This window comes from Pontibacillus salicampi (assembly GCF_042434395.1).
Classification (GTDB): Bacteria; Bacillota; Bacilli; order Bacillales; family BH030062; genus Pontibacillus; species Pontibacillus salicampi.
In genome coordinates this window covers 77,343-99,272 of sequence record NZ_JBHLTP010000007.1, presented here as the reverse complement: position 1 = coordinate 99,272, position 21,930 = coordinate 77,343, and the positions used below count along the sequence as shown (strand labels likewise).

Genomic DNA, 21,930 nt, shown 5'->3' with positions numbered 1-21,930 from the left:
AGAAGATGGGAAAATATTTTGGTACTGATGGAGTTCGAGGCGTTGCAAACAAGGAATTAACTCCAGAACTAGCATTTAAAGTAGGGCGTTATGGTGGATATGTATTAACGAAAGAAACGTCAAAACCAAAAATTCTAATCGGACGCGACCCGCGTATTTCAGGAGAAATGTTAGAAAACGCTCTAACTGCTGGCCTACTGTCTATAGGAGCAGAAGTAATGCGACTAGGCGTTATTTCTACACCAGGCGTTGCTTATTTGACGAAGGCGTTAGGTGCAGCGAGCGGTGTGATGATCTCAGCTTCTCACAACCCGGTAGAGGATAATGGGATTAAATTCTTCGGTCCAGATGGCTTTAAGCTGACAGATGAGCAGGAGAACGAAATTGAAGCACTTATGGATCAGGAAGAAGATTCTCTGCCACGTCCGTCTGGAGCTGATTTAGGGCAAATTAATGATTACTTTGAAGGCGGCCAGAAATACTTACAATATTTGAAGCAGACAATTGATTACGATTTTGACGGCATACATATTGCACTTGACTGTGCGCACGGCGCTACGTCTGCAATTGCGTCTCATTTGTTCGCTGACCTTGAGGCGGAGCTATCGTCAATTGGTTCCTCTCCAGATGGATTGAATATCAATGAAGGAGTAGGATCTACTCACCCGGAAACACTACAGCAATTCCTATTAGAAAAAGGAGCAGACATTGGGCTTGCTTTTGATGGAGATGGAGATCGATTGATTGCTGTGGATGAAAAAGGCAATATCATAGACGGAGACCAAATTATGTTTATTTGTGCGAAGCACCTAAATGAAAAAGGCCGTCTTCGTAATAATACAGTAGTATCTACCGTTATGAGTAATATCGGCTTCTACAAGGCCCTTGAGGCAAATGGTATGAAGAGTGATAAAACGAAGGTTGGCGACCGCTATGTAATGGAAGAAATGCGTCGCGGTGGATACAACCTTGGCGGAGAGCAGTCTGGCCACATCATCTTCTTGGATTACAATACAACAGGGGATGGTTTATTATCCGCCCTTCAGCTTGTCAACGTCCTTAAGGAAACAGAAAAGCCGCTTTCTGAGCTAGCAGCGGAAATGCAGAAATTCCCACAAGTGCTCAAGAATGTTCGCGTAACAGATAAGAAAGCAGTATTTGAAAACGAGCAAGTATCCGAAGCAATTAAAGCAGTTGAAGCGGAGCTTGGCGATGACGGTCGAGTACTAGTGCGTCCATCTGGTACAGAGCCGCTTGTACGTGTAATGGTGGAAGCACCAACGGAAGAAGACTGCGAGAAATATGTAGGTCAAGTGGTGAGCGTCGTAGAAGAACAGCTAGGCTTACAAGTTTAATACAGGAACTATGTGCAGTTGGTACTTTTTGTGCCGACTGCGCATATTTTTATAGGGAATGCAGAACAACATCACAGAAACCATTAACGACTGTAATGGTAACGCTTTACTTTGACACAGTGATGCAACAAACATGTAATGAAATAATAATTGACCCTCGTAACATACTAAGATAAAATGAAAGATGTTTCTTGCGCTTTTACAGATAAAGCCATTTATCATGTGAGGAAAAGCACAGAGACACACAATCCCCCGTCCTTGGTTTGAAACGCCATTATATTGGTTAAACAAATGAGGGAGTATGTTGGAATGCATTTCATTTTGTAATATGAGGGGAGGACTAATGATATAGCATTACACTTAAGCGCCTGGACTATCTCTCCCTGGTGAGATTTAGTTGACGAGGAGGAGGTTTATCGATGATCGGCGGATGCCTCCCGGTTGATAACATCTCAATCGAAACGTTCTTTTCTGAAAACAAAGGGGTGACTCTTTGGACAAAAGAAAAGAGCATGATGTTAGAGAAACATAAAACAAACATGAGAAAGGGGCAAACGCTTGCCCCGAAAACAGGTTAAGTTGTTTGCCCCTCATTGAAGGAGGAAACAACACTATGTGTGGAATTGTAGGATATATTGGAACAGATAAAACAGCAGAGATACTGCTTAAAGGTCTAGAGAAGCTGGAATACCGTGGATATGATTCAGCGGGAATCGCTCAATTAAATGAGAACGGTGTTCATATTTCTAAGGTTAAAGGCCGTATTGCAGCACTTCGCGAGGAAGTAGATCAAAAAAGCATTAGTGCAACTATGGGAATCGGACATACCCGCTGGGCGACACACGGTGCGCCAAGCTACGACAATGCGCACCCGCACCAAAGCGCGTCTGGTCGATTCACTATCGTTCACAACGGTGTTATTGAAAACTATGAAGACGTGAAGCGGGACTATCTTGCTGATGTTGAAATGAAGAGTGAAACGGACACAGAAATCATTGTCCAGCTAGTGGAGAACCTACATCATGAATTGGGAGATACTCAAGAAGCTTTCCGTAAAGCTATTTCCCTGTTAAAAGGGTCTTATGCTATCGGAATTATTGATCAAGAAGATCCAGATACCATTTATGTTGCGAAAAACAAGAGTCCTTTATTAGTAGGTCTAGGAGACGGCTTTAATGTTGTTTCTAGTGACTCTATGGCAATGCTGCAAGTGACCGATCAATTTGTGGAATTGGAAGATAAAGAGGTTGTTATTGTTCGCCGTAATAATGTAGAAATCCAGAAGCTAGATGGTTCAAAAGTAGATCGCGAGCCGTTCACAGCAGAAATCGATGCAACGGATATCGAAAAAGGAACGTACCCACACTTTATGCTTAAAGAAATTGATGAGCAGCCGTTTGTTATTCGTCGTATTATCCAGAAATACCAAGACGATAACGATCAAATAAAATTAGATCCAGATGTGCGAAAAGCAATGACAGAATGTGATCGAGTGTATATCATTGCATGTGGTACTAGTTACCATGCAGGTTTGGTTGGAAAGCAGTTTATCGAGAAATTAGCTAATGTTCCTGTAGAAGTACACGTAGCTAGTGAGTTCTCCTACAACATGCCGCTTATTTCCGATAAGCCATTATTTGTCTACATCTCTCAAAGTGGAGAAACTGCTGATAGCCGTGCAGTGCTTGTAGAGACAAAGGCAAAAGGCTATCCATCCTTAACGATTACAAACGTACCTGGTTCTACCCTTTCTCGTGAATCAGATTACACACTGCACCTTCATGCAGGCCCTGAAATTGCTGTAGCCTCCACAAAGGCATACACAGCTCAGCTAGCTGTTCTAGCTATTCTCGCTGTAGATACAGCACAGGCAAAAGGAATCGAGCTGGATTTCGATCCGATGAAGGAATTAGGCATTGTAGCCAATGCAATGGAAGCTCTATGTGATCAAAAAGAAGAAATTGAACGTGTAGCAGCAGAATTCCTGCCAACTACTCGTAACTGCTTCTTTATCGGTCGCAGCGCAGACTATTATGTTGGGTTAGAAGGAGCTCTAAAGCTAAAAGAGATTTCTTACATCCAAGCAGAGGGCTTTGCCGGCGGTGAGCTAAAACACGGAACTATTGCACTAATTGAAGAAGGTACACCGGTTGTAGCTCTTGCTACTCAATCCAATGTAAACTACTCCATCCGCGGCAACGTGAAGGAAGTAGCTGCTCGTGGAGCAAACCCTTGCATCATTAGTATGAAGGGCATGGATCAAGAAGGAGACACATTTGTACTGCCAGAGGTACACGAATTATTGACTCCCCTTGCATCTGTTGTACCACTTCAGCTTATTGCTTATTACGCAGCACTACACCGCGACTGTGATGTGGATAAACCACGTAACCTTGCTAAGAGTGTGACAGTGGAATAGGATAGTATAATATAGTTTTAACATAACGGGCTACAGACAATCTGTAGCCCGTTATGTATGTTACATAATGAAAAGTTCCTGCTATAGCCTCATTTGATACCTACTATGTCCATCCTCGAATCCAACCAGTTCAAATCCATTATTCCGATAGAAGGCATTCAATTTGAAGTTATCTGCAACACAATCAAGTCTGAGATACTCTGTTCCGTCCAGATGATGCTGCATCCATCCTAGCAGTTCGCGGCCTACGCCCTTGTTCATATAGAGGGGGGAAAGGGCAAGTCTATGTAAGTACACGGATGGAAAGGTTGAGTCCTCTCCCCACATTTTCTTGTCCCATTCACTTTGTTTGGAGAGTAGAGTAAACGTAGCGGCTGCTTTGTCGTTGTCTAACACTATGTATGTGTCTCCATTCACAATAGCCTGTTCGATTTCCTCATCGTCCCCTCCTGCTAAAAGAAACCTCCATTGCTGAATACCGTTATCTTTCATCCATTGGGCACTTTCCTTTAGCAAATCCATTACAGAGCTACAATCTTCCGTACCAGCCTTTCGAATCGTTAATCCTTTTACCAAATCCATATTGCCACATGCCTCCTTTACTAAAATGTCTTCGGCATGAGAAGGACCTATCCCTGCTGTTTGTATATAAGTTTATAAGTGAAACAAACCCTATCCTTTTGAGGATAAGGTTTGTTTACTCCTATTGAATTAGCAAATGAAAGTTGCACCAACAATGATTAATAGGATAAACAATACGACGATTAAAACAAATCCGCCGCCATATCCATATCCACCTTGTTGTTTTCCACCGTAACAGCATCCGCCGCCGCCGAAACCACCGTATCCGTAACTCATAGATATCTCTCCTCTTTCCGTATTTGTAAGTGGAGGAGGCGTTTCTCCATCCTCGCTCTCTCTATATAGTATGTAGAGGGTTCGTTTTCGTATGGGTGTACAACTAGGGAGAGGATAATTAGTAGGGATGCTTGTCACAATTGCCGCAGGGCAATGCACGTTAACGATAGACGATGGATATATATGGAGTATCTCAAGATGTGGAGCGGTGATGATCATGTCCGTTATAAATACAAGACGCTGGCTAGAGGAGTTCGTAGCTAAATGTGAAAAGGGGTCTTCCTTTCAGGCAGAGTCCTATCAACGGCAGACGTTGATCAAACGATTGATCAACTATTTTCCTGATTTAGATGCTAGTACACTGCAAGGGCAACTGCAGGAGTATGGATTATTCCAGCCAAGAGAATGGAAAAAGATGAAGAAGATAGGAAAAGCGTTAGAGAAGGAGCGCACATTGGAATTAGCGCAAAAAGAGTTTCGCAGGCTCCAGAATGAATGGCAGGGACCAGACGTTCCGATTTTTATTTTTCCGATTACACGGGCTGAGGCAGATGAGGAACGGGTTTCTACGAACAAAAGTGGAGTCGCCTATGACCACATTATCTTTTTATTTGTCTCGCCTGGTTTGCCTCGCGAAAGCTTATATGCGTTATTAGCTCATGAATATAATCATGTATGCCGTTTACAGCACCTTGGCATTAGTCCTCGTGATTTAACGTTAAAGGAGTTGGTGGTATTAGAGGGGATGGGGGAATACGCCGTGAAGGAACAGTATGGAGATAAATGGCTTGCCCCATGGTCTAGTATGTACACGGTAAAGGAAGCGAAGCAGAGCTGGAAGCGGTTGTTTGTTGACGACTTACAGCTAGATGACCGGAAAAAGCATAATCTATATATGCTTGGTAAAACATGGAGCCGGTATCCTAAGTGGATTGGATATAACGTCGGCTTTCATATCGTTCAATCCTATGCTAAGGCTAACGGAACTATAAAGGGGAAAGAGCTGTACAAAAAAAGTGCAGATGAAGTAATTAAAGGATCGGGGTTTTCGAAGTAGTGCGCCGTGGAAGTGCTTTTCGTATAGAACCCTATACTTGGTAAAGAATAGAAAGAAATAGAACGAAGGGGTACGTTTATGGTACAGGAAAGCATGTTTGATGTCATTATTGTAGGAGGAGGACCTGGTGGGATGAGTGCTGCAATGGTGCTTGGCCGGGCGTTGCGTACCGTCCTGCTCATTGATGAAGGTGAACCTCGCCATGCCGTAACAAAAGCTTCGCATGGATACTTAACAAGAGATGGTATAGAACCCGATACGTTCCGGACCATTGCCCAGCAAGAGCTACAGCAATATCCTACTATTCAGAGATTGGGAGATACGGTACGTGCTGTAGGGTGGGAAAAGAGTTATTTTTCTATTGTGACAGCCTCAGGAGCTCGGTGGTGGAGCAGGAGAGTAATCATTGCCACAGGAATGAAGGAAACGTTACCGTCTATAAAGGGCTTAAAGGATGTGTATGGCATTTCGGTTTTCCCTTGTCCCTATTGTGATGGATTTGAGCGAAAGGGGAAGAGCCTCGCATTATTTGTGAGTGGGGAAAAGCTTTTATCCTTCACGAAGTTACTCTACAATTGGAGTAGGGATGTAATCGTGTTTACAAATGGTTATTCAGAGGTGCCAGTGGCTGCTCAGAAGGAATGTGAGGAGCGGGGTATTCGTATTGTAACATCCCCCGTGAAAGCGCTCCTTTCTCATAGAGGTGTGCTCACCACTGTTGTGACACACAACGGAGAGCATATTGCACGTAATGCAGGGTTTATTGACCATCCTCCTGCTTATGTTCCGTTATACATACCAGGAATTACCCACAATAAACGACACGGACTAGAGGGAGATCACCACGGGGAAACAAAGGTAAAAGGGCTATACGTTATAGGCGATGCCAAAAACGCTTTTACAGGTCTTATAGGAGCGGCAGCAGAGGGTTATGAGGCAGGGGTCGAGATTAATCATTCCCTTGTAGAAGAGGACTGGGACAGACGCAACTAATGAGTCGTCCATGTTATAAAAATGTTAATCCATTTGCGTGCATTTCCCTGCTGATTATTCTATAATATAGGAAACAGATAATGTGAAAAGATTCACATTAATGAAGCGGACGTTGCTCTAGTACATCATAGAATGTTGGGAGTTTATATATGAATGATTTAAAAAGGATGGCAAAGGAACATAAGGGAACGAGATGGTTTCTTATTCTGTCTTCTATCCTGTTAGGGCTGACGGTAATTGGACAGGCGTATTTCTTTGTGACAATCGTTGATCGAGTGTTTATACAAAATGAATCCTTTCAACAGGTCCTCCCTTATATCGGGGGCTTACTGTTGGTGTTAGTGCTGAGGGCTCTTCTCTCTTATGGAAATGGCCTGGCAGGGGTGAGGATGGCTGCGAAGGTCAAGCAGCAGTTTCGGGAAAAGCTGCTGCACAAGTTTACTAGAAATCCGATGCAGGCATCCATACAAGGGCAGTCTGGGCATAAAGTAAGTGTGCTGATGGATGCTGTGGATGAAGTGGATAGTTATTTCAGTAAGTATATCCCGCAAGTTATTGAAACATCTATTATTCCATTATTCATTCTTATTGCTGCATCCACAGAGCATATTTACACAGGAATTATTATGGTGGTGACGGCACCATTTATACCACTTTTTTACGTTATTATTGGAATCATGACGAAGAAGAAGTCAGAGGAACAGATGGATAAGATGGCTATCTTCTCAGGACGATTTTTAGATACACTGCAAGGCTTGACGACCTTGAAGCTATTCGGTAAATCAGAGCACCAGAAGAAAAGAATTGAGAAGGGAAGTCTTGATTTTCGGGATGCGACGATGGAAGTCTTGAAGATAGCCTTTGTATCTTCGTTAATGCTAGAGCTGATTTCTATGCTGAGTATCGGAATTATTGCCTTAGAGGTTGGCATACGTCTCGTGATTTTTCAAAGTATATCCTTTTCTACAGCGTTTTTCGTGCTCGTATTGGCACCTGAGTTCTACCTATCGTTAAAAGACTTAGGGAGTGCCTTCCATACGGGACGAGGGAGCATGGGAGCCGCTAACAAAATTAATGAAGCGCTGGAAGAGGAGCATGTTGTGTGGGGTACAGAAGCGTTAGGGGAAGATGCTTCTCCTCCTGCTATTCGCTTCCAACATGCTGGCTTTGAATATGAGCCAGAGGGATTTGCGTTGAAATCTGTGAGCACCACTATTTCACCGTATGAAAATGTAGCGATCGTAGGTAGAAGCGGATCTGGAAAAACAACACTGCTTTATCTCTTAGCTGGTCTAATACCTTTGAAACAGGGAGAAATTACGTTAAACGGTCGTCCGTTGCAGCACTATCAGGAAACGGCTTGGTATAGCGAGCTAAGTTATATTTCCCAGGATCCTTATTTATTTTCTGGAACTATTCGAGAGAACATTATGCTTGGTACAAATCAGGATGTATCAGAGGGAGCTGTAGAGGAAGCGATTGAAAAAGCAGGTATTGCTGCTTTAGTTGATTCTCTAGATGCGGGCTTAGATACATTGGTAGGAGAAGGCGGCAGAGGTTTATCGGGCGGTGAAATGCAGCGTATAGCCATTGCTAGAGCCTTTTTGAAGCAGCCTTCTGTCGTATTATTTGATGAGCCTACCACAGGATTAGATTTGCATACGGAGAGAGTATTACAGCACTCTATCCGGGAGCTTTCGGAGCGTGCTACCGTGATTACCGTTGCTCATCGTCTGCATACGATTCGCAATGCAGATAAGATTCTGTTTCTATCAGATGGAGTACTAATAGGGGAAGGCACGGATCAGGAGCTCATGGAAGCGTGTGCTGAGTATAAAGAAATGATATCTATTCAGCAGCAAGGGGTGACCTCATGAAGGATTTACAGATTGTCTTAAAGGAATTAGCTTTTGAAAAACGAGATATCCTCTTATCCGTCCTCTTTGGATTCCTAGCCGGGATTACAGCTGTCGGGCTGTTTGCTTCGAGTGGCTATTTAATTTCCAAGGCAGCCTTAACACCGCCAATTTATACGCTCTCTATTATGATCGCCTTCTTGAAGTTATTTGGATTTGCAAGGGCGTTTGGGAGATATGTAGAACGGTATTTTTCTCATCGGGCTACCTTTACAATCTTAAGCCGGCTCAGAGTATCGTTCTTTGAACGCATTGAGCCGCTTGCTCCAAGGATTTTTCGAGAGTATCGAAGTGGGGATCTATTAGCACGTATTGTAGGGGATATTGATCGATTGCAGCATTTCTTTCTGCGCGTCTTTTATCCGCCCATAGTATTGGTGCTCATCTTTCTTGCGACCATCTTTTTTACCACCTTCTTCTCCCTTTCTATTTCACTCCTATTACTACTTGGGGTAGGAATTACAGGGTTTGTCCTGCCGGGTTGGTTTTACTATAAACAGCGGACGATGGAACCACAGGTGAGAAAAAATCGTGGTATGCTTTCTACAGAGGTTACAGAGTTCTTCTATGGGTTTAAGGACTTGAAGCTGAACCAAAAGCTCTCTGCTAAGCAGAAACAGCTAGAAGAGGTATCCAATACGTATGTAGCAGAACAGGAACAGGAAGGAAAAGCGGAGGTCTTTCACCAATCGTTAAGTACGATGGCAACGCTCGTGGTTTCTTGGCTTGTCATTACTGTCGGCTCCTATTTAGTGGTACAAGGGGATTTGAATGGAATCTTCTTAGCCATGCTAGTAATGATTTCACTGACAGCGTTTGAGAACGCAACGCCGATGTCCCTTGTTCCTGGATATCTGCAGGATAGTAGGGTGGCAGCGAAGCGGTTGTATTCTTCTGTAGAGAGAAGAAGCACCTCAGAGAAGGAAGAGGGAGCGCGATTGCCAGAAGAAAGAGCCTACACCATTGATATGGAAGAGGTCTCTTTTGCCTATCCGAAGGAAACAAGATTATCTGTTAACGCGGTAAGTCTGCATTTGAAAGCTGGGGAGAAGGTGGCTATTGTTGGCCCGAGCGGCTCAGGCAAATCTACACTGCTAGAATTACTGCTCTCGTTCTACCCGGACTTTGATGGAGCAATACGCTTGAATAAAAACAATATAGACGAGGTAGAGGAGAGTGATCTTTGGGCGAAAACCAATGTAGTGCTTCAGCACAATCATTTCTTCTACGGGACCATTCGAGATAATATTCAGCTAGCCAAGGATGATGCCACGGATGAGGAGATACGAGAAGCATTAGCGAAAGTACAGTTAGATCATTTTGATGTGGAGCAAGAGGTGCTGGAAAAAGGAGAGAATTTATCCGGTGGGGAAAAGCAGCGCTTGGCCATTGCTCGTACCTTACTAAAGAGCGCGCATGTGTGGCTGCTAGATGAGCCAACGTCTTCTGTAGATGTTATTACAGAGCAAGCTATTTTTCGTCATCTGTTAACCCAGGCACAGAACGATACGGTCCTATTAGTCAGCCACCGATTAATAGGGCTTGAGAACATGGATCGGATTATTGTGATGGATGAGGGAGAAATCATTGAATCTGGTACATGGGATGAGTTAATGAAGCAGCAAGGCTACTTCTTTGAAATGAAGCAAATTGAACAAAGTATTTTAGTATAGAAGAAAGGCGCAAGCTAACTGAGCTTGCGCCTTTCTTCTGGAGAGAGACGCCCTTTACACCCGTGATTGTATCTCACAAGCAGTCGTATCTCCCTCATACCATTGTATTTTCTTATCAATTTTGTGCAGGTGCTGCTGCAGGTTATCCATTTGCTGTTGTACCTTTGCTTTATGCTCCTGCAGTATGTGTTTTCGTTCTTCAAGAGTGTCATGCCCTTCGTTAGTTAAATCAACGATATGTTTAACATCCTGGAGAGACATGCCGGTATCTCGGAAGCATCGTACCATATCAATCCAATATAAATTGTCTTCATTAAATTTTCGTATTCCTTGTTGGTTGCGCTTGATAGAAGGAAGCAGACCTTCTTTCTCATAGAAACGCAGTGTATAGGTGGACATATCAAGTTTTTTTGATACTTCTCCAATGGTATATTCCACAAGTATCACTCCTTGGTGAATGGTGCTCTTCTCCTTAGATTTAAGCTTACAAGTATCCTTTTCGTCAACTATTTGAAACAGTGTGAGTATATTAGTTGATTTAGAGTCGACTCTAACCGTTAGGCTTAACGTGAATCATAGTTAAGGAGGTTTCAAACCATGGAAATGATTAAAGATTCTGTAGTAATCCTAACCGGTGCTTCTAGTGGTATTGGAGAGGAAACAGCGAAAGAGCTTTCTTCTAAAGGAGCTAAATTAGTATTAGCTGCGAGAAGAGAGGAGCGACTTCAAACGTTAACAGAGGAAATCAATAGCAATGGTGGACAAGCAGTCTATAAAGTGACAGACGTAGCTTCCTCCGAGCAAATAGTAGAGCTTGCTCAATATGCTCATGAAACATTTGGCCAAATCGATGTACTTGTAAACAATGCAGGTCTCATGCCTTTATCCTTGCTCAATAAGCAGAAGGTGGAGGAGTGGGATACCATGATTGATGTGAACATTAAAGGTGTTCTATATGGTATTAATGCAGTACTTCCATATATGCGTGAACGAAAACAGGGTCATATCATCAACCTGTCTTCTGTAGCGGGCCATGTAGTATTCCCTGGCAGTGCTGTCTATAGTGGTACGAAGTTTGCTGTACGTGCTATTACAGACGGACTACGTATGGAAGAATCTCCTGAAAGTAATATCCGTGCCACGATTATTTCACCGGGAGCCGTGTCTACAGAGCTCACAACTACCATTACGGATGAAGATGTCAAAGGCGGGGTTGATCAATTATATAGTGACGCTATTAAGCCTGACAGTATTGCCCGTACGATCCGTTACGCAATGGAAGAGCCGGCAGAGGTAGCAGTAAACGAAATTGTCGTACGACCTACTTCTCAACAGATGTAACCATAATAGAAGTGCAATGCTTTGTCATATAGGCGCAGTCCCAATGGGGCTGCGCCTTTTTTACAGTGTTGATCAAACGTTTGTTCAAAAACGGCATAGCGCACAAAAAAGACAGCCCCAGCGTAATGTCTGGGGCTGTCTCTTGTCTTTATACATATTCAGGTGTTGGTGTAGGGGTGACGGCTTCTTCTAGTAATTGATTTAATTGATGGGTATATGCTTCTGTCTGCTCCTGGCTGTAATGGAGCTGTTTAGCCATGTGTTGAATTACCGGCTCTTTGTGCAGATGAACCCAATGGATATCGAAGAAGAGAGCTCCTGTACGTCGAATAAAGAAATCAACTGGTTTTACGGTATTTTCTTCCTCAATCGCGTACGTTAGCATGGCAAATACAAGGGGGTCCAGGTTAGCCGCCTTTGCTTCGTCCTGTCTATTATTATAAATATCCATAACCTTATCAATATTCGCTCCGTACAACTGCAGAAGAGAGGAAGCTTTCTGTTCTGATAATCCGAAGGCAACACATTCTTCTACTTTACGCTTCTTAAATTGTTTGAAGCCTTTCGCACCCCCGACTTCTCCACCAGCCATTGGAAGCTCTTTCGTTTGAGAGCCTGGGTACTCTTTTCCGTTGATGTCCTTCAGCTGAGTAGTGACCAAATCAATTACATTCTCAGCCATCTTACGGTAGCCTGTTAATTTACCACCAGCAATGGATATTAGACCAGAATCAGATTCGAAAATCTCATCCTTTCGGGAAATCTCCGATGGATCCTTGCCTTCTTCATGAATGAGTGGTCGTAATCCAGCCCAGCTTGATTCAACATCCTGTGCGGTGATGTTTAGGGATGGGAACATGTACTTGATAGCTTTTAAGACATAATCACGATCATCCTCTGTCATAGTTGGGTGGGAGATATCTCCCTCATAAACAGTATCAGTTGTGCCGACGTACGCTTTGCCATCCCTTGGAATAGCGAAGACCATACGTCCGTCTGGTGTATCGAAGTAAATGGCTTGTTGAAGCGGGAAGGTTTGCTGATCGAATACAAGGTGAATTCCTTTCGTTAGTTGTAGGGTCTTCCCTTTCTTAGAGCCATCCTTTTCACGTAGGGTATCTACCCATGGACCTCCAGCATTAACGATTTTCTTAGCATAAATCGTGTGGCGTGATCCGTTCAGCTGATCTTCTACTTCTACCCCAACAATCTTATTGTTTTGATAAATAAAATCTACTACTTTGGCGTAGTTGATGGAATGGGCGCCTTTTTGAACAGCTTTTTTCATCACTTCTAATGTCAATCGAGCATCATCGGTGCGGTACTCGACATAGTAACCACTACCGCGCAGGTCTTCTTGCTTTAGAAGCGGCTCGCGTTTCATCGTTTCCGTTGAGGAGAGCATTTTACGACGCTCTTCCTTTTTTACACCTGCTAAAAAGTCATAGACGCGCAGGCCGAGATTGGTAGAAAACGGTCCGAAATTGCCGCCCTTATGGAAAGGGAGGAGCATCCATTCTGGTGTAGTAACGTGTGGTCCATTTTGGTACACGATGTCACGCTCTTTTCCTACTTCTGCAACCATGGCTACCTCAAACTGCTTTAAGTAACGAAGCCCTCCGTGGACGAGCTTTGTAGAGCGACTGGAGGTACCAGCTGCGTAATCCTGCATCTCCACGACACCCGTAGATAATCCTCTTGTCGTTGCATCTAACGCAATTCCTGCTCCTGTAATGCCACCTCCTATAACAAGGACATCTAACGTCTCTTGTTCCATTGCTTCATATATCTCATTTCTTTGTAAACTTGAAAAATGATTCATCGGTCATCCGCTCCTTCTGTTGTGTGCATCAGTATCGGTGGAGAATTCATGAAAAAGCGTAAAAACAGTGCTCCTTTTATATTTCCTTCCATCTGAAGAACTAAACAAAAAGAAGAGCATAAAAAAAGAGACCACAAACACTCTTTATGGTTCCCCATAAAGGCATTGTGGTCTCTCCGTTTCTCCAACCGAGTCCTGTTAACTTGTTACTCTTATTGTAGCACGTTTCTTATAAATGTAAAATAGATTGATATTATTTAAAGGCTTGGGCTGCTTTCACTGCTTTCTGCCAGCCGCTGTAGAGCTCTTCACGCTTTTCCTCAGCCAGCTCTGGAGTATATTGCTTGTCCAGGTTCCAGCGCTCTTGGATTTTATCTTTGTTATCCCAATATCCAACAGCAAGTCCGGCAAGGTAAGCAGATCCTAATGCTGTTGTTTCGTTTACAGTAGGGCGTTCCACTTCTACATCAAGGATGTCACTTTGGAATTGCATGAGGAAATTATTTTTAACTGCACCGCCATCTACACGAAGCTTCTTCACATCTATGTTAGAATCACTTACCATTACATCGAGTACGTCCTTGGTTTGATAGGCTAGTGACTCTAGCGTCGCTCTTGTGAAGTGAGATTTGCTCGTTCCGCGAGTCAGTCCAAAGACCGCTCCACGGACGTCACTATCCCAGTATGGTGTCCCAAGACCAACAAAGGCAGGTACTACGTAAACTCCATCGGTAGAATCCACTTGAGTGGCCAATTCTTCACTATCTGGTGCATTTTCAATCATTTGCAGACCGTCGCGGAGCCATTGAATAGCAGATCCAGCAACGAATATACTGCCTTCAAGGGCGTATTGTACTTTTCCGTCCAGCCCCCATGCGATTGTGGTTAGTAAACCGTGCTCAGAAGGTACAGCTTCCTCTCCGGTATTCATAAGCATAAAGCAGCCGGTACCGTATGTGTTTTTCGCCATCCCTTTTTCAAAGCAGGCTTGTCCAAACAGAGCTGCTTGTTGATCTCCGGCAACTCCAGCAATCGGAACCTCTTTGCCAAAGAAGTGATAATCGACTGTGTTGGCATACACCTCTGAAGAAGGTCGTACGTCAGGAAGCATAGATTTCGGTACATCCAAAATGTCTAATAGCTCTTCATCCCATTGTAGATCATAAATATTATACATTAGTGTACGACTAGCATTAGAGTAATCTGTTACATGGGCTCTTCCGCCTGATAGCTTATAGATAAGCCACGTATCAATCGTACCGAACATCAATTGTCCGTTTTCTGCTTTCTCTCTAGCGCCTTCCACATTGTCTAAAATCCACTTCACCTTCGTACCAGAGAAATAAGGATCTAATAGAAGGCCAGTCTTATTACGGAATGTTTCATTTAACCCTTGCTCTCGCAGCTCATTACAGATGTCTGCTGTTTGGCGGGATTGCCAAACGACTGCTTTATAAATAGGGCGTCCTGTTTCTTTGTCCCAAACAACGGTAGTTTCTCGCTGATTCGTAATCCCGATCCCAGCAATTTGTTCTGGTTCTACTTCTGCTTTACGTAGTACATCGGCAATAACAGCGAGAACTGATGTCCAAATTTCGTTAGCATCGTGTTCTACCCAGCCTGGCTTTGGAAAGAACTGTTCAAATTCCTTCTGGGCTGTTTCAATAGCGTCCCCTTCTTGATTGAAAAGGATTGCCCTTGAGCTTGTAGTTCCTTGGTCAATAGATAAAATATAGGTTTTCATGTATTCCATCTCCCTTTGTGTAATGTTTTTATCTTATGCATGATGAGAAGCTTGCTGCTTGATGGTTGCTTCCCGTTTCGAGGTTTTCAATTCCTTCTGTGCAGAAAGGAAGAGAATAAGGACTATGAGAGCGGAGAATGCCCAGAATAGGAGGCTGATTTCTCCTTTAAACATAGTTTGATAGAATAGAGCACCGTAGCAACCTCCGATAATAGGACCCAGTAGAGGGACAATGGCGTATTTCCAGTCTGAGCTACCCTTCCCTGGTATAGGGAGAACCATATGAGCAATTCTAGGTCCAATATCACGAGCAGGGTTGATAGCATAGCCTGTCGTACCACCAAGGGACATACCTATTGCCACAATAAGCAGTCCTACGATGACAGGGTTTAATCCGTCAGTAAATTGATTTGCTCCGATGAAAAGCAGTCCCATCACTAACATAAATGTTCCAATTATTTCACTAACCAGGTTAGAAAGAGGGCTTCTAATGGCAGGATCAGTAGAAAAGACTGCAAGCTTAGCCCCTTTATCTTCCGTTTCTCTCCAGTGAGGGAGGTAGTGGAAGAAGACGACAACTGCACCAATAAAGGCTCCGATAAATTGAGCAGTGAGGTACTTCGGTACTTTACTCCAAGGAAATTCCCCTATAGTTGCGAAGCCAATCGTAACCGCAGGGTTAATGTGGGCTCCGCTGAAGTTGCCGACTGCATAAACCCCCATTGCTACAGCAAGCCCCCAGCCGATGGAGATAAGCACCCAGCTTGTCCCTTCCGCTTTAGACTTCTTTAACACAACGCCGCCTACGACGCCTCCGCCAAAAATAATGAGAATCATTGTACCAATTAATTCCCCTAAAAACTCCGTCATATAAACACCTTCTCCATAATTTATATAATATCGCTTACAAAAAAGCAGTCCGGAAAATATAAAAAAGCCACACGTATTCTGCCTGTCCTCCTCCATGGTAGGTGGACAATCGAACGTGTGGCTCTCCATTTCTCCCGCACTATCTCTTAACTTACGTTTTACTTTAAAGGATACGTGTAAGCGGTGTCAATGCTTTTTTTTCAAGCATTATAGGTTCCACAGCTCTGTAACGGAAGTAGTGACGGCAATGGCCCCGCCATCAAGGGCTTTCGTAACATCTTCTGGTGTGCGGATTAACCCGCCGGCAATTACTGGAATCCCCGTTTTTTCGTTAATTTCCTGAATCATTTCAGGGATAAGACCTGGTAGGATTTCAATGTAATCCGGTTTGGATTTATGAAGGATTTTAAGATTATGCTCGAGCGCTTGGGAATCTAATAGGAAAAGGCGTTGGATCGCAATAATTCCTTGTTTCTTGACGCGAGTAATGACATTGGCTCTCGTGGAGATAACCCCGTATGGCTTAACCTCGTTGCAAAGAAATTCCACCGCATATTCATCTGTTTTTAATCCCTGTATCAAATCAGCGTGGAGAAGGATTTTTTTATTGTGCTTTCTCCCAAGCTTAACTAAATTGTTTACTTGAGATATTCTCACTTCCAATAGGATGATAAATTCCGTAGAAGAGTGTAACAGCTTCTCAAAATCTTTAATATTACGAGCGGCTGGCAGTATGTTTTGTTGGAATGGCATGGTTATCTTCCTTTCTTTCAACGACAAACCATTACATATCGTTATTTTATCACAGTTCTGATTTGGGTATGAGCAAAAATTGAGTAGATAGCTTATCTCCTGTACAATAACTACAGCGATAGTGAATTTTACAAGCAGAAGGGGATAGACATGCAATCCTATATCGTTATTGGAGCAGGGGTGCTCGGAGCCTCTACAGCTTATCATTTACAGAAATCCGGAGCGAATGTAACCATTATCGATCGAATGGAGCCAGGGCAGGCGACAGAAGCGGCGGCTGGTATTATTTGTCCGTGGCTCTCTCAACGTCGCAATAAGAAATGGTATCAATTAGTTAAGGGAGGGGCCCGTTACTATCCAGAGTTAATTCAACAGCTGGAATCGGATGGGTTAAAGGAAACAGGATATCATCAAGTAGGAGCTATTAGTCTTCATACCGACGACCATAAGCTTGATCAAATGGTTGAACGTGCCAAAAAGAGGCGAGAGGATGCGCCGGAAATAGGCGAAATTACCAAATTGTCTAAGGAAGAAACCAAATCCTACTTTCCACTCCTTTCAGATGAATACGCGGGAGTTCATGTGACAGGTGGCGCGCGCGTAAATGGAGGAGCACTGCGAAAAGCCTTGATAGAGGGGGCAGTGAAGCACGGAGCTACCTTTATGGAAGGAGATGCGTCCTTAGCCTTTGAAGGGACCTCCATTACGGGCGCCTACGTAAATGGCTTCAAACAGAAAGCGGATAAGGTCATAGTTACCGCCGGTGCATGGGCCAAGGAATTGCTCGCTCCACTTGGAGTGCATTTCCAAGTATCGTTTCAGAAGGCTCAAATTACCCATTTGGAGCTCAATGATGCAGATACGGCACAATGGCCGGTCATCATCCCGCCAACTAATAAATATCTGCTTACCTTTGGAGGAGGCAAGATAGTAGTAGGAGCTACTCATGAAGATGAGGCAGGGCTGGATTACCGTGTAACGGCAGGTGGCATTTACGATATCCTCGACAAAGTGCTAGCAATTGCTCCTGGCTTAAAAGATGCTACGTATAAGGAAACGAAGGTTGGATTCCGCCCTTTCACACCAGGATTTCTGCCTGTATTTGGCTCCCTTCCTGGTTTTGAAAATATTTATGTAGCCAATGGACTCGGCTCATCAGGTTTAACGAGCGGCCCATATATTGGGCGGGAACTAGCCAAATTAGCTCTAGGAGAAGAAACAGAATTAAATCCAGAGCAATATCATCTTCAAGAGGCAATCGAATAAATGATAGAAGAAGCTCTCCACTAACGGTTGGAGAGCCTTTTATTTAAAATATCCCCGAAGGACTTTATTGGTGCTTTATCGGGCCTGTTATTCCGAAAAGCTATTCATGCAACTCTGCTTGTCCTCATATATTAGGAAAGATAGAGAGGGGGAGGGCTGCATGGAGTCTTTTTATGTCTGGAGTATAGTGATATCTTCCTTTTGTACAACGCTCGGGGCTTTGCCGGTGTTGTTCATACGACACCTCTCCCACCGTGGTAAGGATAGTCTGCTCGCTTTTACTGCCGGAATTATGGTAGCAGCTTCTACATACGGATTAATACCGTCCGCTTTGAAGCTTTCTAACGTCTATGTCCTTATTATCGGTATTCTCATCGGTACTTGTGTCCTTTTGTTTCTAGAGATTACTGTACCCCATCAGGATTTGGATAATGCAAACCATCAGCATCACAATGGGAGCGTATTTCTTTTTTTAGTGGCCATGTCTCTGCACAATCTTCCGGAGGGACTGTCCGTTGGAATGAGCTATGCCAGTGCTTACGAGGATTTAGGTCCGCTCGTCTCCTTTGCAATAGGTCTCCAAAACCTTCCGGAGGGGTTTCTTGTTGCATTATATGTACTGTTACAGAATATAAGCAGGATCAAAGCCGTCTTATACGCGTCCATAACCGGCGTGATTGAGTGCTGTGCTGGGCTGATAGGGGTGTACTTTGGGGAGAGCTTTACAAGTATTATCCCATATGGATTGGCCTTCTCCGCAGGAGCGATGTTATTTGTTGTGTATAAGGAGCTTATACCTGAGAGTCATGGAGACGGCAATGAGCGGGTTTCTACTGTATCATTTATCCTTGGCTTTATTGTTATGATTGTGTTGACACATGCTCTGCGATAAAAAAAATCCCATCCAATATTTCGGCGGATGGGATTAAGGTTTGCCAGAACCCTTGTCATATCAACACGTATCGACAATGTTTCACGTGAATCATTATAGTTATTGTAGAATTTCGTCAGCTAATAATTGGTAGGATCTTTTGCGTGCTTTCTGATCATGGATGTTCGTAATAATCAGGAATTCGTCGGTGCTGTATGCTTCCTGTAATTTCTCAAGCTCTGCTTTGACGTGCTGTGGTGTTCCAATAATCGTACGGCGCCGGTTCGCTTTCACCTTTTCCAGCTCCTGTGAGGTAAAAGTATGCTGCTGTACTTCATCGACGGAAGGTACGCGTGTTTCAATATTTTTCCCGACATGTAACAGCCACATATCCTGACTAAGTGCTAACCGTTCAGCTTCCTCTTGCGTTTCGGCACAAACGACAAATACGCAAGCATTAATTTTAGGCTGCTCATGAGCAGGGGAAGGCTTGAAATGGTTTTTGTAAGTAGAGATGGCATCCTCATATTCATCTGGGTTTATAAAATGGCCAAACGTAAAGCCAGTCCCATTTATGGCCGCATGCTTCGCACCTCGTCCAGTAATACCTAACACCCATGTCTCTGGATTTGTTTGGGTTCGTGGTGTAGCCAGTACTCCTTTATAAGCATGGTCCTCCTCTAAATCATCATACAAAAAGCCATGTATTTCCTTCACCTGACGAGAGAAAGCACTCAACGTCTTCTTCATCCCATCGGTCAAAGCTAATCTTGTCAGCTGCGAGCCACCTGGTGAACGGCCTAATCCAAGATCAATACGGCCCGGAAATAAAGCTTCTAATACTTTAAAATTCTCTGCTACCTTTAACGGGCTGTATTGGGGGAGGAGTACCCCTCCAGAGCCAATTCGGATGGTGTGGGTGGCAGATGCCAGCCTCGTTATAAGTACTTCTGGGGAGGAGCCTGCCAATCCATTTGTATTATGATGCTCTGCAACCCAATATCTGGTGTAGCCGAGCTGTTCTGTTAATTGCGCTAGTTCAATACTATGCTGCAATGCTTGTTCAGGCGTTTTGCCTTTTGGTATAGGAGATTGATCTAGAACACTGAGCTTCATGTTGCTCGCTCCTCTCTTTCCAATCTTTACAGTAATTAGTGTTATCGTATCATATCCAATAGAGTAGCCTCTCTTTATCTGCTTAGTATGGGCTTTTAAGGAAGGCCTCAACCTAAAAAAAACCACTGCTGAACATCCATCAGCAGTGGTTTGAGTTATCGTTTTGATTTTCGATATCCTTTACCCTGTGCTTCCTCTTCAGAGGAGAAGGTTTCCACAGGGGTTACACGATGGTAGTATTGTCCACCAGGAAGATGGTAGATTCTTTCTCCTTTAGAGTTGCGGTTTCCCTTGATGACGATTTCTGCTGCTTCGATAGGAAGCAGCTCCTCAGGCTCCTCTTCCGGTACTGGTGCTTCTTTCGGTACGGGTAATGTTAACGTTTGAAAATGATCCATCGCTTTACGTTTTTGTTGAAGAGAAGAGACGTACCATAAGAGCGCAATGATTCCACCAAAGACAAATGCAACATATGTACTGATTCGTAGAAATGTCTTCATTGGTTCTCCCCCTTATCCTTATTGTATTCCATCAATCTAGTTCTTTTAAACCGGTTCCTTGTCTTTCTTATGATAATAAATGTCTGAGGTTTGTAAAGTCCTTTTCAATCGTTTCTTGTAGGACTTGGCGATAAAATACAGATGCGGGATGGAAGGTAGGGTAAATAGAATAGGATTGCTCTGTTTTTGTATAGGTCGTATCCTTATCATCCTGTAAATAATAGATAGGCTGGTATAGTAACTCCCCATGAACCTCTGTTATTTTGTAGGAGTCCCCCAATAATCTTTTCAAGGCTACGTTACCAAGCGTGACGATAATATCAGGTTGAAGATGCTGGATTTGGTAGTCTAACAAAGGGGCGTGCGCCAGCATTTCCTTCTTATTCGGTGCCCGGTTTGGAGTTTTTCTCGTAATAGTACCGTCCTGATTGGTCTTTTCCCTAATATGATAAGGACGACTGCGTACGACGCTTGTAATATAGATTTCTTCTCTTGAAAGTCCGGCAAGAGTAAGGAAATCATCTAGTTTATCTCCTGCTCGACCGATGAAAGGCTCCCCTCGTTCTACCTCATTTCGACCGGGCGCTTCTCCTATAAGCATGATTTTCGGGGTAGAGGAGCCTTTCCCAAGCACAAAGCCTTCTGTTTGATAAGGATCCATTCTTTGCTGGCTCTTTTTAATTACATGATTTGGGATCATGGAATATACCTCCTTTTTCCATCATATATTCTTAACATTTACCCACTTTTTTCCCTATTGAAAATACACTATACTTTTAGTAACTCACATCTGTAAAAATAAAGAGGTGTTCAGATGAAAAAGATAGCAGTTTTCTGCGGCTCTAATGTAGGCGCTTCCGAACAATATAAGCAAGGTGCCATAGAACTCGGCAAAGTGCTTGCTGCTAGAAATATAGCTCTTGTCTATGGCGGCTCCAGTGTAGGCTTAATGGGAGTGCTGGCCGATACTGTACTAGAAAACGGAGGAGATGCAATAGGTGTCATTCCAAAAAAACTAGTAGAAAAAGAAGTGGCCCACCAAAAGCTGACCGATCTTCTAGTTGTAGATACGATGCACGACCGTAAGGCTAAAATGGCAGAACTCTCCGATGCCTTTATCACTCTTCCTGGTGGAGCAGGAACCATGGAGGAATTTTTTGAAGTGTACACATGGGCTCAAATTGGTATTCATCAAAAACCATTTGGTCTGTTGAATATTAAAGGATACTATACCCCTTTAATTCATTTATTCGACCATATGGTACAGGAAGAATTCCTAACCCAGGAAAACCGCAATATGGTATTACTCGAAGATGATGCAGAAACATTATTAGAGCAATTCCAACGTATGAACGTCTAACAAGAAGGTACCCTCC

21 protein-coding genes are annotated in these 21,930 nt (G+C 43.5%); 11 read left to right on the top strand and 10 right to left on the bottom strand.

All coding sequences use genetic code 11. The annotated features are described in order from the left end of the window. Nucleotides 1-5: 5 nt before the first annotated feature. The 3 genes from glmM to glmS all read left to right on the top strand — a co-directional run bounded on the left by glmM (nt 6) and on the right by glmS (nt 3,774). The gene (gene glmM / locus ACFFGV_RS09445; protein ID WP_377347074.1) at nt 6-1,355 is read left to right on the top strand and encodes a phosphoglucosamine mutase; all 1,350 of its coding nucleotides are present in this window, start codon (nt 6-8) and stop codon (nt 1,353-1,355) included. A gap of 419 nt (nt 1,356-1,774) precedes the next feature. Then, the gene (locus ACFFGV_RS09440) at nt 1,775-1,933 is read left to right on the top strand and encodes a hypothetical protein (RefSeq protein WP_377347072.1); all 159 of its coding nucleotides are present in this window, start codon (nt 1,775-1,777) and stop codon (nt 1,931-1,933) included. Nucleotides 1,934-1,968: 35 nt separating this feature from the next. Then, nucleotides 1,969-3,774 (top strand): glutamine--fructose-6-phosphate transaminase (isomerizing), encoded by a 1,806-nt coding sequence (glmS, locus tag ACFFGV_RS09435; RefSeq protein WP_377347070.1) that lies wholly within the window; start codon nt 1,969-1,971, stop codon nt 3,772-3,774. Nucleotides 3,775-3,855: 81 nt separating this feature from the next. Here the strand turns inward: glmS and ACFFGV_RS09430 are convergent, their stop codons facing one another. Both ACFFGV_RS09430 and ACFFGV_RS09425 read right to left on the bottom strand, forming a co-directional pair. Then, a complete protein-coding gene (locus ACFFGV_RS09430; protein WP_377347068.1) occupies nt 3,856-4,356 on the bottom strand; it encodes a GNAT family N-acetyltransferase in 501 nt (166 codons plus the stop codon). Nucleotides 4,357-4,485: 129 nt separating this feature from the next. After that, the gene (locus tag ACFFGV_RS09425) at nt 4,486-4,632 is read right to left on the bottom strand and encodes a YjcZ family sporulation protein (RefSeq protein ID WP_377347066.1); all 147 of its coding nucleotides are present in this window, start codon (nt 4,630-4,632) and stop codon (nt 4,486-4,488) included. A gap of 127 nt (nt 4,633-4,759) precedes the next feature. Between ACFFGV_RS09425 and ACFFGV_RS09420 the strand changes: the two genes are divergently transcribed. The 4 genes from ACFFGV_RS09420 to cydC all read left to right on the top strand — a co-directional run bounded on the left by ACFFGV_RS09420 (nt 4,760) and on the right by cydC (nt 10,271). Further along, nucleotides 4,760-5,689: a DUF2268 domain-containing putative Zn-dependent protease gene (locus ACFFGV_RS09420; RefSeq protein ID WP_377347064.1), complete on the top strand. Its 930-nt coding sequence runs from the start codon at nt 4,760-4,762 to the stop codon at nt 5,687-5,689. Between the two features lie 78 nt (nt 5,690-5,767). Further along, on the top strand, nt 5,768-6,682 hold the full coding sequence (locus tag ACFFGV_RS09415; RefSeq protein ID WP_377347062.1) for an FAD-dependent oxidoreductase: 915 nt from the start codon (nt 5,768-5,770) through the stop codon (nt 6,680-6,682). Between the two features lie 149 nt (nt 6,683-6,831). Then, nucleotides 6,832-8,559, top strand: coding sequence for a thiol reductant ABC exporter subunit CydD (gene cydD / locus ACFFGV_RS09410; protein ID WP_377347060.1), 1,728 nt, complete (start codon nt 6,832-6,834; stop codon nt 8,557-8,559). After that, the gene (cydC, locus tag ACFFGV_RS09405; protein WP_377347057.1) at nt 8,556-10,271 is read left to right on the top strand and encodes a thiol reductant ABC exporter subunit CydC; all 1,716 of its coding nucleotides are present in this window, start codon (nt 8,556-8,558) and stop codon (nt 10,269-10,271) included. The genes cydD and cydC overlap by 4 nt, the downstream gene beginning before the upstream one ends. Before the next feature lie 54 nt (nt 10,272-10,325). On the opposite strand, the gene ACFFGV_RS09400 is transcribed toward cydC, so the two are convergent. Next, the gene (locus ACFFGV_RS09400; protein WP_377347056.1) at nt 10,326-10,709 is read right to left on the bottom strand and encodes a MerR family transcriptional regulator; all 384 of its coding nucleotides are present in this window, start codon (nt 10,707-10,709) and stop codon (nt 10,326-10,328) included. A 159-nt stretch (nt 10,710-10,868) separates the two neighbouring features. Here ACFFGV_RS09400 and ACFFGV_RS09395 point away from each other — a divergent pair, with 159 nt between their 5' ends. Next, on the top strand, nt 10,869-11,612 hold the full coding sequence (locus ACFFGV_RS09395) for an SDR family oxidoreductase (protein ID WP_377347055.1): 744 nt from the start codon (nt 10,869-10,871) through the stop codon (nt 11,610-11,612). A 148-nt stretch (nt 11,613-11,760) separates the two neighbouring features. On the opposite strand, the gene ACFFGV_RS09390 is transcribed toward ACFFGV_RS09395, so the two are convergent. From ACFFGV_RS09390 to ACFFGV_RS09375, 4 genes are all read right to left on the bottom strand, one after another. Beyond that, on the bottom strand, nt 11,761-13,434 hold the full coding sequence (locus tag ACFFGV_RS09390; protein WP_377347053.1) for a glycerol-3-phosphate dehydrogenase/oxidase: 1,674 nt from the start codon (nt 13,432-13,434) through the stop codon (nt 11,761-11,763). A gap of 253 nt (nt 13,435-13,687) precedes the next feature. Next, entirely contained in the window at nt 13,688-15,178 is a 1,491-nt protein-coding gene (gene glpK / locus ACFFGV_RS09385) for a glycerol kinase GlpK (RefSeq protein WP_377347051.1), read from the bottom strand. Between the two features lie 33 nt (nt 15,179-15,211). Beyond that, nucleotides 15,212-16,048 carry an MIP/aquaporin family protein gene (locus ACFFGV_RS09380; RefSeq protein ID WP_377347049.1) on the bottom strand — a complete coding sequence of 279 codons (837 nt, stop codon included), beginning with the start codon at nt 16,046-16,048 and terminating at the stop codon, nt 15,212-15,214. A gap of 207 nt (nt 16,049-16,255) precedes the next feature. After that, nucleotides 16,256-16,801: a glycerol-3-phosphate responsive antiterminator gene (locus ACFFGV_RS09375; RefSeq protein WP_377347047.1), complete on the bottom strand. Its 546-nt coding sequence runs from the start codon at nt 16,799-16,801 to the stop codon at nt 16,256-16,258. A gap of 150 nt (nt 16,802-16,951) precedes the next feature. On the opposite strand from ACFFGV_RS09375, the gene ACFFGV_RS09370 reads away from it, so the two are divergent. Further along, nucleotides 16,952-18,067, top strand: coding sequence for an NAD(P)/FAD-dependent oxidoreductase (locus ACFFGV_RS09370; RefSeq protein ID WP_377347044.1), 1,116 nt, complete (start codon nt 16,952-16,954; stop codon nt 18,065-18,067). Between the two features lie 160 nt (nt 18,068-18,227). Continuing rightward, nucleotides 18,228-18,959: a ZIP family metal transporter gene (locus tag ACFFGV_RS09365; RefSeq protein WP_377347042.1), complete on the top strand. Its 732-nt coding sequence runs from the start codon at nt 18,228-18,230 to the stop codon at nt 18,957-18,959. A gap of 99 nt (nt 18,960-19,058) precedes the next feature. Here ACFFGV_RS09365 and ACFFGV_RS09360 read toward each other — a convergent pair whose 3' ends face one another. The 3 genes from ACFFGV_RS09360 to ACFFGV_RS09350 form a co-directional block, all read right to left on the bottom strand. Further along, the gene (locus ACFFGV_RS09360) at nt 19,059-20,054 is read right to left on the bottom strand and encodes an LLM class flavin-dependent oxidoreductase (protein ID WP_377347041.1); all 996 of its coding nucleotides are present in this window, start codon (nt 20,052-20,054) and stop codon (nt 19,059-19,061) included. Between the two features lie 155 nt (nt 20,055-20,209). Continuing rightward, nucleotides 20,210-20,554: a sunset domain-containing protein gene (locus ACFFGV_RS09355; RefSeq protein ID WP_377347039.1), complete on the bottom strand. Its 345-nt coding sequence runs from the start codon at nt 20,552-20,554 to the stop codon at nt 20,210-20,212. Nucleotides 20,555-20,621: 67 nt separating this feature from the next. Further along, nucleotides 20,622-21,254 (bottom strand): uracil-DNA glycosylase, encoded by a 633-nt coding sequence (locus tag ACFFGV_RS09350; protein ID WP_377347037.1) that lies wholly within the window; start codon nt 21,252-21,254, stop codon nt 20,622-20,624. 114 nt (nt 21,255-21,368) lie between these two features. Between ACFFGV_RS09350 and ACFFGV_RS09345 the strand changes: the two genes are divergently transcribed. Continuing rightward, nucleotides 21,369-21,914 (top strand): LOG family protein, encoded by a 546-nt coding sequence (locus tag ACFFGV_RS09345; protein ID WP_377347036.1) that lies wholly within the window; start codon nt 21,369-21,371, stop codon nt 21,912-21,914. Nucleotides 21,915-21,930 lie beyond the last annotated feature (16 nt).

Coding starts and splice junctions, on each gene's coding strand:
- glmM (WP_377347074.1), top strand. CDS start 6: ATGGGAAAATATTTTGGTACTGATGGAGTTCGAGGCGTTGCAAACAAG.
- ACFFGV_RS09440 (WP_377347072.1), top strand. CDS start 1,775: ATGATCGGCGGATGCCTCCCGGTTGATAACATCTCAATCGAAACGTTC.
- glmS (WP_377347070.1), top strand. CDS start 1,969: ATGTGTGGAATTGTAGGATATATTGGAACAGATAAAACAGCAGAGATA.
- ACFFGV_RS09430 (WP_377347068.1), bottom strand. CDS start 4,356: ATGGATTTGGTAAAAGGATTAACGATTCGAAAGGCTGGTACGGAAGAT.
- ACFFGV_RS09425 (WP_377347066.1), bottom strand. CDS start 4,632: ATGAGTTACGGATACGGTGGTTTCGGCGGCGGCGGATGCTGTTACGGT.
- ACFFGV_RS09420 (WP_377347064.1), top strand. CDS start 4,760: ATGCTTGTCACAATTGCCGCAGGGCAATGCACGTTAACGATAGACGAT.
- ACFFGV_RS09415 (WP_377347062.1), top strand. CDS start 5,768: ATGGTACAGGAAAGCATGTTTGATGTCATTATTGTAGGAGGAGGACCT.
- cydD (WP_377347060.1), top strand. CDS start 6,832: ATGAATGATTTAAAAAGGATGGCAAAGGAACATAAGGGAACGAGATGG.
- cydC (WP_377347057.1), top strand. CDS start 8,556: ATGAAGGATTTACAGATTGTCTTAAAGGAATTAGCTTTTGAAAAACGA.
- ACFFGV_RS09395 (WP_377347055.1), top strand. CDS start 10,869: ATGGAAATGATTAAAGATTCTGTAGTAATCCTAACCGGTGCTTCTAGT.
- ACFFGV_RS09390 (WP_377347053.1), bottom strand. CDS start 13,434: ATGAATCATTTTTCAAGTTTACAAAGAAATGAGATATATGAAGCAATG.
- glpK (WP_377347051.1), bottom strand. CDS start 15,178: ATGAAAACCTATATTTTATCTATTGACCAAGGAACTACAAGCTCAAGG.
- ACFFGV_RS09380 (WP_377347049.1), bottom strand. CDS start 16,048: ATGACGGAGTTTTTAGGGGAATTAATTGGTACAATGATTCTCATTATT.
- ACFFGV_RS09375 (WP_377347047.1), bottom strand. CDS start 16,801: ATGCCATTCCAACAAAACATACTGCCAGCCGCTCGTAATATTAAAGAT.
- ACFFGV_RS09370 (WP_377347044.1), top strand. CDS start 16,952: ATGCAATCCTATATCGTTATTGGAGCAGGGGTGCTCGGAGCCTCTACA.
- ACFFGV_RS09365 (WP_377347042.1), top strand. CDS start 18,228: ATGGAGTCTTTTTATGTCTGGAGTATAGTGATATCTTCCTTTTGTACA.
- ACFFGV_RS09360 (WP_377347041.1), bottom strand. CDS start 20,054: ATGAAGCTCAGTGTTCTAGATCAATCTCCTATACCAAAAGGCAAAACG.
- ACFFGV_RS09355 (WP_377347039.1), bottom strand. CDS start 20,554: ATGAAGACATTTCTACGAATCAGTACATATGTTGCATTTGTCTTTGGT.
- ACFFGV_RS09350 (WP_377347037.1), bottom strand. CDS start 21,254: ATGATCCCAAATCATGTAATTAAAAAGAGCCAGCAAAGAATGGATCCT.
- ACFFGV_RS09345 (WP_377347036.1), top strand. CDS start 21,369: ATGAAAAAGATAGCAGTTTTCTGCGGCTCTAATGTAGGCGCTTCCGAA.